General features: G+C 65.1%; 11 protein-coding genes and 1 tRNA gene. 5 read left to right on the forward strand and 7 right to left on the reverse strand.

What is annotated here, in order from left to right; all coding sequences use genetic code 11:
- Nucleotides 1–25 precede the first annotated feature (25 nt).
- The 3 genes from PZ895_RS14675 to PZ895_RS14685 all read right to left on the reverse strand — a co-directional run bounded on the left by PZ895_RS14675 (nt 26) and on the right by PZ895_RS14685 (nt 2,743).
- A complete protein-coding gene (locus PZ895_RS14675) occupies nt 26–1,099 on the reverse strand; it encodes an Ldh family oxidoreductase (protein WP_275839714.1) in 1,074 nt (357 codons plus the stop codon).
- Nucleotides 1,100–1,292: 193 nt separating this feature from the next.
- Nucleotides 1,293–1,970, reverse strand: coding sequence for a GntR family transcriptional regulator (locus PZ895_RS14680; RefSeq protein ID WP_275839715.1), 678 nt, complete (start codon nt 1,968–1,970; stop codon nt 1,293–1,295).
- Between the two features lie 59 nt (nt 1,971–2,029).
- A complete protein-coding gene (locus tag PZ895_RS14685; protein ID WP_275839716.1) occupies nt 2,030–2,743 on the reverse strand; it encodes a GntR family transcriptional regulator in 714 nt (237 codons plus the stop codon).
- A 150-nt stretch (nt 2,744–2,893) separates the two neighbouring features.
- Between PZ895_RS14685 and araD the strand changes: the two genes are divergently transcribed.
- Nucleotides 2,894–4,630, forward strand: a complete 1,737-nt coding sequence (gene araD, locus PZ895_RS14690; protein WP_275839717.1) for an L-arabinonate dehydratase — start codon at nt 2,894–2,896, stop codon at nt 4,628–4,630.
- Nucleotides 4,631–4,640: 10 nt separating this feature from the next.
- Nucleotides 4,641–5,357, forward strand: a complete 717-nt coding sequence (locus tag PZ895_RS14695) for a ribonuclease activity regulator RraA (protein WP_275839718.1) — start codon at nt 4,641–4,643, stop codon at nt 5,355–5,357.
- On the opposite strand, the gene PZ895_RS14700 is transcribed toward PZ895_RS14695, so the two are convergent.
- From PZ895_RS14700 to PZ895_RS14715, 4 genes are all read right to left on the reverse strand, one after another.
- Nucleotides 5,344–6,933: a CRTAC1 family protein gene (locus PZ895_RS14700; protein WP_275839719.1), complete on the reverse strand. Its 1,590-nt coding sequence runs from the start codon at nt 6,931–6,933 to the stop codon at nt 5,344–5,346. The two genes, PZ895_RS14695 and PZ895_RS14700, sit on opposite strands and share 14 nt — an antisense overlap.
- Before the next feature lie 3 nt (nt 6,934–6,936).
- Complete coding sequence (locus PZ895_RS14705) at nt 6,937–8,244, reverse strand: vanadium-dependent haloperoxidase (RefSeq protein ID WP_275839720.1); 1,308 nt, start codon at nt 8,242–8,244, stop codon at nt 6,937–6,939.
- A gap of 194 nt (nt 8,245–8,438) precedes the next feature.
- Nucleotides 8,439–8,514 (reverse strand) — tRNA-Ala (locus PZ895_RS14710).
- 103 nt (nt 8,515–8,617) lie between these two features.
- Entirely contained in the window at nt 8,618–9,004 is a 387-nt protein-coding gene (locus PZ895_RS14715) for a TIGR02300 family protein (protein ID WP_275839818.1), read from the reverse strand.
- A gap of 250 nt (nt 9,005–9,254) precedes the next feature.
- On the opposite strand from PZ895_RS14715, the gene aroA reads away from it, so the two are divergent.
- The 3 genes from aroA to rpsA all read left to right on the forward strand — a co-directional run bounded on the left by aroA (nt 9,255) and on the right by rpsA (nt 13,126).
- On the forward strand, nt 9,255–10,595 hold the full coding sequence (aroA, locus tag PZ895_RS14720; protein ID WP_275839721.1) for a 3-phosphoshikimate 1-carboxyvinyltransferase: 1,341 nt from the start codon (nt 9,255–9,257) through the stop codon (nt 10,593–10,595).
- On the forward strand, nt 10,592–11,239 hold the full coding sequence (gene cmk, locus PZ895_RS14725) for a (d)CMP kinase (protein ID WP_275839722.1): 648 nt from the start codon (nt 10,592–10,594) through the stop codon (nt 11,237–11,239). The genes aroA and cmk overlap by 4 nt, the downstream gene beginning before the upstream one ends.
- A 183-nt stretch (nt 11,240–11,422) precedes the next feature.
- Complete coding sequence (rpsA, locus tag PZ895_RS14730; protein ID WP_275839723.1) at nt 11,423–13,126, forward strand: 30S ribosomal protein S1; 1,704 nt, start codon at nt 11,423–11,425, stop codon at nt 13,124–13,126.
- The last annotated feature ends 6 nt before the right edge of the window (nt 13,127–13,132 follow it).

The following is a 13,132-nucleotide window of genomic DNA, read 5'->3' on the forward strand; positions in this document are numbered from 1 at the left end:
ACGTTTTTCTTGCCGTCGCGGCGCCTCAGCCCGGCACCGCCTCCTCCGCCATGCGGAAAACAAGGCCCGCACGGTCGCAGATATCGCGCAATTGCCGCTCGAGTTTGTGCGGCAACGCAATGCCTAGTGCGCGGCGCTCGTCCTCGCAGCGATATTCCGGGTCTCCCGCGACCATCACCGGCACGGACCTGTTCCGGGCGGGCGTCGCGCGCAGCGCGTCCACCATTCGCGACATCTCGGCCGCGAACTCCTCACGCGAGCCGCGAATAAGCGCCGGATCGATCGCCATGACGAAGTGGCCGACATCGTGATACCCTGCCAGCGCTTCGCGCAGCGGTGTCATCGCCGCGCCTGAAAGCGTGCTCGACAGGATTTCGACCATCGTGGCGAGTCCGTAGCGCTTGTGCCCGCCGAGCGGCACGAGAAGCGTGTCGCGCAAGGCTTTGGCGGGATCGAGCAGAGGCGCCCCCTGCCGGTCGAGCGCCCAGCCCGCCGGGATCGGCCTATCCGCACGCTCGGCCAGTTTCAGCTTGCCGATTGCCGCGGTCGAAGTCGCCATGTCGAGCAGGAAAGGCCGCTGTCCGGCGCAAGGCGCGGCGAAGGCGATCGGGTTGGTGCCGAGCCGCGGTTCGAGCCCGCCGGTCGGCACGATGGCGGAGCGCCAGACCGACGAGGTCGACAGTCCGATCAGCCCGCGTTCGGCCAGCCGCCGCGCATAGATCCCGGCCGCGCCGTAGTGATTGGAGTTTCGGATCGCCACCGCGGCAATGCCGAATTTTTCCGCTCGGTCTCCCGCCATCTCGGCGGCCATTGCCGACGGGACCTGTCCGAAACCGCCATCGGCGTCGATCAGCGCGACTGCGGCATGATCGTGGACGATTCGGATATCGGGGCGCGGATTGGCCCCGCCTTCCTGCAACTGGCGTTCGTAAAGCGCGAGCATGGCAATCCCGTGGGAGTCGATCCCCATGAGATCGGCCTCGGTCAGGATACCGGCGGTCGTTGCGGCATGATCCGCGCTCAGGCCCCAGGCCGACAGGATGTCGGCCGCCTGGCGGCGCCAGATCGCCGCGGGGACGTTTGACCCCGTCTGCGTCACGCTGCTCCTCCCGTATGCGGTCCCCGGATCGGCTTTCGTCGGGGGTCTCGCTCGGGCCGGAAGCGCACCATGAAGGCCGACCAGTTGTCAAGGCACTTTACAGCCTGCCGGGTTTCATCAGCCTCGCCGACATGGTCTCCGTCACAGTCGTCGCGGTTCATGAGGTCCTCCATCTCGTTTGAGTCCGAAGAGGTCAGAGCGCGAAATAATCCGGCCGGACGCGGCTGAGTTCCGTGGCGATCCTGATCGACTGCGAGAGGTGGAAGGCCATCGCGTCGTCGGCGCGCTCGGGCGATGCGGCTTCTATGGCCTCGATGATGGCACGATGTTCGTCGACGATGCGCTTCGTCTTGTCGCCCATCGGCAGGTGCAGCGCACGCAGCCTGTCTATATGGACGCTCTCGCGCCGGATGACGCGATGGAGCCGCATCAAATTCGCCGCCTCGAACAGCGTTCGGTGAAAGGTCAGGTCCAGGCTCGCAAAGCCGTCGAGGTCGCCGGACGTCTCGCACGCGACCTGAAGCGTCACGATATGGTCGAGTTTGCGCATCAATTCGCCGTCCGGCTTTTCGGCGAGCAGGCGCGCCACGCTCCGCTCGATGGAACTGCGAAGGAAGTGCGCCTCACGCGCCTGTGCCAGGTCGATGCGGCTGACCAGCGTGCGCGATTGCGGGTGGATGTCGACCAGACCTTCCTCCTGCAAACGCAGAAGGGTGTCGCGCACGGGAGTCGAACTGACGCGATAGGTGGCCTGAAGGTCGCCGCGGACGAGCTGGCTGCCCGGCGGAAGATCGAGCGCGAGGATGCGCGCCCTGAGGTCGGCATAAATGGTTGTCGCATCCTGCGCGGCGGATGCTGCCGTCGCTCGCATCGATTGGGCTCTCCAGCGAATGGAATGCTGATACATTAGTGCAGCACTGATGCCTTGGGTCAAGTCCCGCCGGTCTCGGCCGCCGTCTCCATCCGCCTCGGCCGCGTCTGCAACGCGTCCGGCTCGAGCAGGAGTTGCTGTTCCATGAAGATCACCGCCCCGGCAATGTGCCGGCGCAGTGTCGCTTCCCCGGCGGCCCCGTCCTGGGCGATGATCGCGTCGAGGATCGCCTTGTGATCCTGGACGAGGAGCGGAACTTTGCCGCCCTGCGGCGCCTGTAGGAAGCGGACGCGGTCGAGTTGGGCCTTGCGCGAGTGGATCACGGACCAGATTTCGCGCAGGCCCCCAAGCTCGAAGAGCGATTGGTGGAAAGCGTCGTCGAGCGGCATGAAGGTCGCGAATTCCGTATCGGCCATCAGCACCTGCTGTTCGATCAGGATGGCCCGCGGGCGCGACAGGTCCAGGCCCGGCGTGGCGCAAAGCTGGCGGATCAGCGGGATTTCGAGGTTGCTGCGTAAGAAATGCGCTTGCCGGACCGCACGTACGTCGATCCCGGCAACGAAGGTCGCGTGCTGGGGAGCGATCTCGACGAGACCGTGATCGGCCAGTCGCAGGATCGCCTCGCGAAGAGGCGTGCGGCTGACCGCGAAGCGGTCGCACAATTCCTTCTCGACCAGGGTTTCGCCCGGCTTGAGTTCGAGCGTGACAATCATGCGGCGAAGCTCGTCGTAGATCTCGTCGGCAAGCGAACGGCGGCGCAGTGGCTGGATCATGTCGAACCCCCTGGCTCACGCTATAGCGCTCACGGGAAGATGTTCCAATCCGGGACACTGTGGATTCAGCGGTTGCACACCGCTTTGAGATATACTAGCGCAATAGCTATGGCCCCTCTGAGCCGGGTCGGTCGTTTCGGGAGGCGGTTAATGAAGATCGGCAAGAAACCTGCGGACCTTCGCAGCGCGCGCTGGTTCGCGCCCGACGATCTGCGCAGCTTCGGCCATCGCTCTCGCATGATGCAGATGGGCTATTCCAATGAGGAAATGGCCGGACGGCCGATCGTCGGCATCATCAACACCTGGTCGGATCTCAATCCCTGCCACGCCCATTTCCGCCAGCGCGCCGAGGACGTGAAGCGCGGCGTCCTTCAGGCGGGCGGCTTTCCCGTCGAACTGCCGGCGCTGTCCTTGTCGGAAAGCAACGTCAAGCCGACCACCATGCTCTACCGCAACCTGCTCGCCATGGATGTCGAGGAACTGATCCGCTCGCACCCGCTCGACGGCGTGGTGCTGATGGGGGGCTGCGACAAGACCACCCCGGCGCTGCTTCTCGGCGCAACGAGCGCGAACCTTCCGGCGATCTTCGTGCCCGCGGGCCCCATGCTGCGCGGCAACTGGAAGGGCCGCGTCCTGGGTTCGGGCTCGGACGCCTGGAAATACTGGGACGAGCGTCGCGCCGGCAACATCACCGACGCCGACTGGCAGGGGCTCGAAGGGGGCATCGCGCGCTCCTACGGCACCTGCATGACCATGGGCACCGCCTCGACCATGACCGGCATCGTCGAGGCGATCGGCATGACGCTGCCCGGTGCCTCGTCCGTTCCGGCCGCCGATTCCAACCATATCCGCATGGCGTCCGCTTCCGGCCGGCGTGCCGTCGAGATGGTGTGGGAGGATCTGAAGCCCTCCGACATCCAGACCCGGAAAGCCTTCGAGAATGGCATCACGGTGGCCATGGCGATGGGCTGTTCCACCAACGCGATCATCCATTTGATCGCGATGGCGCGCCGCGCCGGTGCGGATATCGGACTCGACGATTTCGACCGCGCGAGCCGCATCGTGCCGGTGATCGCCAACATTCGCCCGAGCGGCGACAAATATCTGATGGAGGATTTCTTCTACGCCGGAGGCATGGAGGCCATGATGGCGTCGCTCGGCGAGCATCTCCACGTCGATTGCATTACCGTTACCGGCTGCACGCTGCGAGAGAACATCGCCGGCGCGCAAGTCCACGATGCGGATGTCATCCGCCCGCTCGACAACCCGATCTACGGCGAGGGCGCGCTTGCGGTCCTGAAGGGCAATCTTGCGCCGGAAGGCTGCGTCATCAAGCCCAGTGCCTGCGATCCGCGCTTCCAGCAGCACACGGGCCCCGCGCTGGTCTTCGACGATTATCCGTCGATGAAGGCGGTGATCGACCGGGACGATCTCGACGTCACCGCCGATCACGTCCTCATCCTGCGCAATGCCGGCCCGCTCGGCGGGCCGGGAATGCCCGAATGGGGCATGTTGCCGATCCCGAAGAAGCTGGTGCGCCAGGGCGTCCGCGACATGGTGCGGATTTCCGACGCGCGCATGAGCGGCACCAGCTATGGCGCCTGCATCCTCCACGTTGCGCCCGAATCCTACGTTGGCGGACCTTTGGCGCTGGTCAGGACGGGCGATCTCATCAGCCTCGACATTCCCGCCCGCTCGATTCGGCTGGAGGTGAGCGACGAGGAAATGGCCGCGCGCAAGGCGGCATGGACGCCGCCTGCGCCGCGCTACGAGCGCGGCTATGGCTGGATGTTCTCGAAGCACATCCGTCAGGCCCATGAAGGCTGCGATTTCGATTTCCTGGAAACCGAATTCGGCCGTCCGGTGGACGAGCCGGCGATCTACTGAGGAGCTTCCCATGCCTCTTTCGGCTGAAACGCGCGACAAGCTCAAGACCGTCTCCACCGCGACGCTCTGCACCGCGCTCTACAGGCGCGGCCTGCGCAACCAGTTCATCCAGGACGTGCATCCGCTCGATCCGACGAAGCCGACCATGGTCGGCGAAGCCTTCACGCTGCGCTACATGCCCGCGCGCGAGGATCTGAACAGGCTCGAGGTCTTCCGCGACCGCGCCCATCCGCAGCGCAAGGCGATCGAGGATTGCCCGGAAGGCGCGGTGATGGTGATCGACAGCCGCAAGGATCCGCGGGCGGCGTCCGCCGGCGGAATTCTCGTCACGCGGCTGATGGTTCGCGGCGTCGCCGGGGTGGTGACCGATGGGGGTTTTCGCGATTCGGCCGAGATTGCCGGCCTCGCCATCCCCGCCTATCACAACCGCCCTTCCGCCCCGACGAACCTGACGCTGCATCAGGCGATCGACATCGATGTGCCGATCGGCTGCGGCGACACGCCGGTTTTCCCCGGCGACGTGATGGTCGGCGACGGCGATGGCGTCGTCGTGATCCCCGCGCACCTGGCCGACGAACTCGCGGCGGAGGCGGTCGAGATGACGGCCTTCGAGGATTTCGTCACCGACGAAGTGCGCAACGGCCGCTCGATCCTCGGCCTTTATCCGGCAACGGAGGAAAAGACTCTGACCGATTTCGCCGCCTGGCGGAAGGTCAACGGCCGTTAGGCTTCCAGGCGACGGGCTCGGTGTCGCGCGCCAGCACGTAGAAACCGTCCGCCGCAACACGCGTCCAATCGCCCTCGGCGCCATCCGGCCAGATGACCCGTATTTCGGCCTCGTCCCGATCACCGAGGCCGAAATGCCACCAACCCGTCTGGCCGCTGACATGGCCGCCTCCCGAGGTCGCCTCCCGCCGCATCGTCACATCGCCCCGCCTGACCTCGATCCAGGCGCCGACCGCGTCACGGTTCGGTCCGTCCTGTTCGAGCTTCATCTGCACCCAGCGCCCGGCATCCTCGCTCGTATTGCGCCAGATCTGCGCCCTGTCGTGCCGGTTGACGACGACGAGATCGACCAGCCCGTCGAGGTTGAAATCGACCAGCGCCGCGCCCCGGCCGGTCAACATGCTGGCCACGCCGGCCGTGTCGCCCGCTTCGCCGAACGTGCCGTCCGGCTTCTGGATGAGCAGGTTGTTCGGGTCCTTCCGCGCGAAGTCCGGCATCTCCCAGACATTGCCCTTGGCGATGAAGAGATCGGCGAGACCGTCATTGTTGACGTCTTCGAACTGCGCGTGCCAGGCGGTGCTCGGCTGGATCTCACCGCCCGTATAGGGCCGGTGCGCCGTCACGCCTTTGGCAAAGGCGATGTCGTCATAGCGGGGCAGCATCTCTCCCGCTTCGGGTGGAACCAGCCTTTGCAGCTTGTTGTCGGCCATGCTGGTCAGGAAATAGTCGGGATAGCCGTCGAAGCCGAGATCGTAGGAGGCGATCCCCATCCCCCAGATGCGCAGGCGTTGCCAGCCTTCCTCGGGCGTATAGAGCGCCGGCGCTTCGCCCGCGCGCACATGCCAGAGCTGTTCCTGCCCGCCCTTGTAATATTCGCGGTCGTTCGAGACCCGCAAGGCAGGCGTGCCGGACCGGTTCCAGTCGGTGAAGAGCATGGAAAGCGCGCAATGGCTTGGCGTCAACGGCAGGGGTGCATCAAAACGGCGCTCGCCTGCCGCCGGCCGGTGAAGCCAGTTTTCGGTGCAGGAGCCCCAGGGAAACATCTGCTCGTTCCGGTCGACATAATTGCCGATGGCGAGCGTCGGAAAGATTGCGTCCCTCTCCCAGGTCGCGGCGAAGGCGGTCGACCACGCATCGCCGCCCTCGAAGCCCCAGTCCTCGTTGGCGCGTTCGAACCGGCAGTCGCCAAGCCCGCGCAGCACGACGTTCTCGCCGACGCGCAGGAGAACGAGATCGGTGACGCCGTCGCCGTCGATGTCGAGTGGATAGGCGCCCGCAACCTCGTCGAATTCCGCGCCGCTTCTCGCCTTTTCGAACCGCAGTTCGCCTCCCGCCTCGCTCGCATTCCGATAGAATCTTGCCGGCGCCGAGCCTCCGGCCAGAAACACGTCGGGAAAGCCGTCGCCACTACAGTCGAAGACGGCCACGCCGCCGCCGACCATGAATTCCCATTCGCCCTCGAACACGCTGTCGATGCCCGACGCGTCGGTTTCCTCGACGAAGCTCGGGATCGCCTGCGCATGGGCGCTCGCGACGCCGGTGAAAAGCGCGATCGAAAGGACGAAGACCATACGCATTGCCTACTGCACCGTTTTCAGCGCGGTCGCATGGGCGCCGATGCAGCGACCCTGGTCAAGCCCGCGTTCGATCGCGGCCCGAAAATGGATGCCGCCGTAAAGCCGCGACATCGCCGCTTCTTCGGCTGCTGCCCAAAAATCGGAAAAGCGGCGCGGATCGAACCCCTCGTCGACATGCGTTGCGTCCTCGAAGGCGAAGTCCTCGCCGAAATGCGCCGTCAGCACCGCCGCCGCCGCTCCGGACTGGGTGGAGTGGCCGCTCGGATATTCGGGGAAGGGCGGGGTGATCAGGATCGGCTGCCAGTTCGGATCGATGACCCGGCGGATATAGGTGACGGGCCGTATCAGGTCGAATTCGTACTTGGCGTGCCAGCATCCGATGAAGGCATCCGCCATCGCGACGCCCAGCCGCGCAAGAAGATCCGCGCGTTCGCCCGCATCCGCCTTCCTGTCCTGAAGAATGTCCATGGCGATGGATATCCAATGGCCGGGCGGCGTCGGCGAGAGCATCGGGTCGTCCGACCAGAACCGCGCGATCGTGGCCTGTTCCGGCGTTAGCGTCTTGGCGGTCTCGTAGACCTCGAGCGCCTCGGCGTGGAAGTCGGACCCGGCCTTCTCGCTATAGGCAGGTGGCGCGGGCAGTGGGCATGACGCGCCGGTCGGCATGGCGAAACTGCGGTTCTCGCCCCATCGGGGCAGAAGCGGCGCCTGCTGCTGCGCGACGAGACTGGTCGGCGCCCAGGCCCCCGGTCGGCTGTTCAGCGCATGGTCGAACGGAAAGCCCATATTCTCGACGACCGCGCCGCCATCGTCCTGGGACCAGTCGAGCACATGTGCGCCGATCGCCTCGCCGAATTCGACGCTGCGCGCGGCGATGGCGTCGGGCACCCCCGCGGCGCTCACCTGCGAAAGCTGTGCTTCCATCGCCTTCATGGCGCGCTGCCCCGTCGGACCGGTATTGCCGAAGAAATTGCGCACGGCGAATGCCATCGCCGCCTGCATGATTATCGCCTCGTCATAGGCCGCACCGGTTTCGCGCACTGGGCCAGGCTCGAACCCGTTCAACTGCCCGGAAAGCGAGACGAGGTCCGCGCCGCCCGCCGCGGCCTCATAGGCGATGACGCCCAGATAGGCGAAGGCCCGGCTGGCGACAGGTGGCGAATAGGTCGGCGTGTGACGCACCAGTTCGAGCACCATCCTATACCAGTTGTGCAGGATCTGGTCCGCGGCTGGCCGCTCCTGCGCAACCGCGACCGTCGCGGGTGCTCCGATCAGGATCAAGACGGCCAGAAATTGACGGAATCGGTTCACGCGGGCCTCGTTGGCGATGCGGGACAAGTCGTGAACAGTAAGCATGGAGGCTCGATCACCCGCAAGGCATGTCTACGGAGAGATGAAAGCGAAGAGGCAGGTTTCACGGCGATATCAGGCCGCGACTGCGGCCCGGGCTTTCGCCCGCCCTATCGGACGCGTGAGCAAAGCGAACTGCCGTTAGATAGAAGAAATGGTGGAGCCAAGCGGGATCGAACCGCTGACCTCCTGCATGCCATGCAGGCGCTCTCCCAGCTGAGCTATGGCCCCAGACCGACGGTATCTGCCGGTGCGAGGCGGCTTCTAGCGCCGCCCCGGATCGATTGCAAGCCCAAAAGCGCGAGAACGAAGGCTTCGGGCAAACGACGTGGCGTCAGGCGTCGTCGTCGTCGTCACCGACGCCGATGATGTCGTCGAGGCCGTCCTCGTCCTCGTCATCGTCGTCGGCGAGGAAGGTGTCGTCATCATCGTCGAGATCGACATCGTCCTCATCGTCGTCGGCATCGGAAACGTCGGAGCCGCCCTTGATTTCCTCGTCGGCTTCCTCGAGCGAAACCGTGTCGACGTCGCCCTCCTCGACCTCGTCGACTTCCTTCTCTTCGATCTCTTCCTCATCCTCGGCCGGCGAGCCGCTCTCGAAATAGGAGCGTGGATAGGACTGGCCGGTATAGGGAGAAACGACCGGATCCTTATTCAGATCATAGAATTTCCGGCCCGTCTCGGGGCAGATGCGCTTGGTGCCAAGTTCGGGTTTAGCCACGGTGAGCCTCATCGTGTCTTCGGGCTTCGGCGCCGCCAGATGCTCCCGATCTTCGGGACGGGCAAAAACGGTCGCGTTCGGATGAAAAGTGCGGTCCCCATAAACACTGAATGACCGGCTGTCAAAGCCTATGTCAACCAGCAATCGACGCGCCGGGTCGCGCAGGGATGACCAGCGCGAAAGCGCGTGTTAGGAAGCCGCCATCCCGTCTGTCCGGCGTCCGCGCCACGTCTGTCCGCAAGAGCCTCGCATGTCTGTACGAACCCAGCCGAAACCAGCGACCGCCCGCGCCGCTCATCCGCTTGCCGGAACGGTGCGTGTCCCGGGCGACAAATCGATCTCTCACCGCTCCTTGATGTTCGGCGGCCTGGCAGCCGGCCAGACGCGCATCACCGGTCTTCTGGAAGGCGAGGACGTGCTGCGCACAGGCGAGGCGATGAAGGCGATGGGTGCCGCAATCGCGAAAACCGGAAGCGAGTGGATCGTCAGTGGCACCGGCAATGGCGCACTGCTGGAAGCAGAGGCCCCGCTCGATTTCGGCAATGCCGGAACCGGTTCGCGTCTGACCATGGGCCTTGTCGGGACCTACGACATGGAAACGACCTTCATCGGCGACGAGAGCCTGTCGAAGCGGCCGATGAAGCGCGTGCTCGACCCGTTGCGCGAATTCGGCACGCAGATCGTGTCTTCGGCAGAAGGCGATCGTATGCCGCTCACCTTGCGCGGCCCGAAACGCGCCGCCCCGATCACCTATCGCGTGCCCATGGCGTCGGCGCAGGTCAAGTCCGCCGTGCTTCTCGCCGGTCTCAACACGCCGGGCATCACCACGGTCATCGAGCCAGTGATGACGCGCGACCATACGGAGAAGATGCTGAAGGGATTCGGCGCCGAACTCGACGTCGAGACCGATGCGCAGGGCGTCCGGCACATCCGCCTCGTCGGCGAGAGCAAGCTGACGGGACGCACCATCGCCGTTCCTGGCGATCCGTCCTCCGCCGCCTTTCCGCTCGTCGCCGCGCTGATCGTTCCCGGCTCTGACGTGACGATCGAGAACGTCCTGATGAACCCGACGCGAACCGGCCTGATCGAAACGCTCCTCGAAATGGGCGCCTCGATCGAGCTTCTGAACCGCCGCGATGCCGGCGGCGAGGATGTCGCGGACCTGCGCGTGCGCCATTCCGAGCTCAAGGGCGTGACCGTCCCGCCAGCCCGCGCGCCGTTCATGATCGACGAGTATCCCGTCCTCGCCGTTGCCGCGTCCCTTGCCGAGGGCGAGACCGTGATGGAGGGCGTCGACGAACTCCGCGTGAAGGAAAGCGACCGGCTGACGGCGACCGCCGACGGGCTCAAGGTCAATGGCGTTTCTTGCGTCGAGGGGCACGATTTCCTGCGCGTCACCGGCCGTCCCAGCGGCAAGGGTCTTGGCGGCGGCATCGTCCGGACCCATCTCGACCACCGCATCGCCATGTCCTTCCTCGTCATGGGCCTTGCCGCCGAAAAGCCCGTCACCGTCGACGACCGCGCGATGATCGCGACGAGCTTCCCCGAATTCATGAGCCTGATGGCGTCGCTAGGCGCGGAAATCGAATGACCGGCCTGACCGATCTGCTCGTCATCGCGATCGACGGCCCCGCCGCGTCCGGCAAGGGCACGCTCGCGCGTCGCCTTGCCGACCATTACGGCCTGCCGCACCTGGACACCGGCCTGACCTATCGCGCCGTCGCCCGCGCTCTGTTGCTGGAGGATTTGTCCCTCGACGACGAAAACTTGGCCGAGCAGGTTGCTGCGGCGCTCGACTTGTCGGCGCTCGACCGCCATCAGCTTTCCGAATACGGCGTCGGCGAGGCGGCCTCGCGCGTCGCGGTCATGCCGGCCGTGCGCCGTGCGCTCGTCGCCAAGCAGCGCGATTTCGCTTCGACCCCACCCGGCGCCGTGCTCGACGGGCGCGACATCGGCACGGTCGTCTGCCCGGATGCCGACGTGAAGCTCTATGTCACCGCCTCTCCGGAAGCCCGCGCGTTGCGCCGCCACCAGGACGCACCGGACGTCTCCTATGACGACGTTCTGGCCGACATCGCCCGCCGCGACGCCCGCGACATGGGCCGCACCGATTCGCCCTTGAAGCCCGCCGACGACGCGCACTTGCTCGACACGACGCAAATGGATATAGAAGCGGCCTTCCAGGCGGCGAAATCCCTGATCGACGATCGGCTCGCTTCCCGGACGAAGTCCTGAAGACCGGACGGCCTGCCTCGCAACCGCAAGGGTCGCGATCGCGGGCATTCGGTTTTTGATACGAACCGGCCGCGTCGCATCCTGCGCCGAAATTTCGACCATTGAAGGTCGATGCGACGAAAGGTCATGTCAACACCAACCCCGGCGCCGCTCGAGGTCATGCCCGAGCTTCCAGGAGCTTAAATGTCAAACGCAAACCCCACCCGTGACGATTTCGCCAGCCTTCTCGAGGAGTCGTTCTCCGAGAGCCATTCGGCCGAAGGTTCCGTCGTCAAGGGTCTCGTCACGGCCATCGAAAAGGACATGGCCATCATCGACGTCGGCCTGAAGGTCGAAGGTCGCGTCCCGCTGAAGGAATTCGGCGCCAAGGCCAAGGACGGGCAACTCAAGGTCGGCGACGAAGTCGAAGTCTATGTCGAGCGCATCGAGAATGCGCTGGGCGAAGCCATGCTGTCGCGCGACAAGGCGCGCCGCGAGGAAAGCTGGGTCAAGCTCGAAGCCAAGTTCGAGGCCGGCGAGCGCGTCGAAGGCATCATCTTCAATCAGGTCAAGGGCGGTTTCACGGTCGATCTCGACGGTGCCGTGGCCTTCCTGCCGCGTTCGCAGGTGGACATCCGCCCGATCCGCGACGTCACGCCGCTGATGCACAACCCGCAGCCCTTTGAAATCCTCAAGATGGACAAGCGCCGCGGCAACATCGTCGTCTCGCGCCGCACCGTGCTTGAAGAGAGCCGCGCCGAGCAGCGTTCGGAGATCGTCCAGAACCTCGAAGAGGGTCAGGTCGTCGAAGGCGTCGTCAAGAACATCACCGACTATGGTGCGTTCGTCGACCTCGGCGGCATCGACGGCCTGCTGCACGTCACCGACATGGCCTGGCGCCGCGTCAACCACCCGACGGAAATCCTGTCGATCGGCCAGACCGTCAAGGTCCAGATCATCCGCATCAATCAGGAAACCCACCGCATCTCGCTCGGCATGAAGCAGCTCGAGGCAGATCCGTGGGAAGGCATCGGCACGCGCTATCCGATCGGCAAGCGCGTCACCGGCAAGGTCACGAACATCACCGACTACGGAGCGTTCGTCGAGCTGGAACCGGGCATCGAAGGCCTCATCCACGTCTCCGAGATGTCCTGGACCAAGAAGAACGTCCACCCCGGCAAGATCCTGTCGACGACTCAGGAAGTCGACGTGGTCGTGCTCGAAGTCGACCCGCAGAAGCGCCGCATTTCGCTCGGTCTCAAGCAGACGCTCGAGAATCCTTGGGAAGTGTTCGCCCGCACCTATCCGTCCGGTTCGCTGGTCGAGGGCGAGGTCAAGAACAAGACCGAATTCGGCCTGTTCATCGGTCTCGAAGGCGATGTCGACGGCATGGTTCACCTCTCCGATCTCGACTGGACGCGTCCGGGCGAGCAGGTCATCGAGGAGTACAACCGCGGCGACATGGTGCAGGCGCAGGTTCTCGACGTCGACATCGAGAAGGAGCGCATCTCGCTCGGCATAAAGCAGCTTGGCAAGGATGCGATCGGCGATGCCGCCGCTTCCGGCGAACTGCGCAAGGGCGCGATCGTCACCTGTGAGGTCACCGCCATCAAGGACGGTGGCATCGAGGTCAACCTCGTCGACCACGACATCGAGAGCTTCGTGAAGCGCTCGGACCTATCGCGCGACCGCGACGAGCAGCGCCCCGAGCGCTTCTCGGTCGGCCAGAAGGTCGATGCGCGCGTCACGCAGTTCGACAAGAAGACCCGTCGCCTCTCCGTCTCCATCAAGGCGCTCGAAATCGCCGAGGAGAAGGAAGCGGTCGCCCAGTACGGTTCGACCGATTCGGGCGCTTCGCTCGGCGACATTCTCGGCGCCGCGCTGAAGAAGCAGAACACCGACAACTAGGCCGCT

It is taken from the genome of Mesorhizobium sp. YIM 152430, assembly GCF_029210365.1.
GTDB lineage: Bacteria > Pseudomonadota > Alphaproteobacteria > Rhizobiales > Rhizobiaceae > Aliihoeflea.

Excerpts from the sequence above, each read along its gene's own strand:
- PZ895_RS14680 (WP_275839715.1), bottom strand. The coding sequence starts at position 1,970 with ATGCGAGCGACGGCAGCATCCGCCGCGCAGGATGCGACAACCATTTAT.
- PZ895_RS14685 (WP_275839716.1), bottom strand. The coding sequence starts at position 2,743 with ATGATCCAGCCACTGCGCCGCCGTTCGCTTGCCGACGAGATCTACGAC.
- araD (WP_275839717.1), top strand. The coding sequence starts at position 2,894 with ATGAAGATCGGCAAGAAACCTGCGGACCTTCGCAGCGCGCGCTGGTTC.
- PZ895_RS14695 (WP_275839718.1), top strand. The coding sequence starts at position 4,641 with ATGCCTCTTTCGGCTGAAACGCGCGACAAGCTCAAGACCGTCTCCACC.
- PZ895_RS14700 (WP_275839719.1), bottom strand. The coding sequence starts at position 6,933 with ATGCGTATGGTCTTCGTCCTTTCGATCGCGCTTTTCACCGGCGTCGCG.
- aroA (WP_275839721.1), top strand. The coding sequence starts at position 9,255 with ATGTCTGTACGAACCCAGCCGAAACCAGCGACCGCCCGCGCCGCTCAT.
- cmk (WP_275839722.1), top strand. The coding sequence starts at position 10,592 with ATGACCGGCCTGACCGATCTGCTCGTCATCGCGATCGACGGCCCCGCC.
- rpsA (WP_275839723.1), top strand. The coding sequence starts at position 11,423 with ATGTCAAACGCAAACCCCACCCGTGACGATTTCGCCAGCCTTCTCGAG.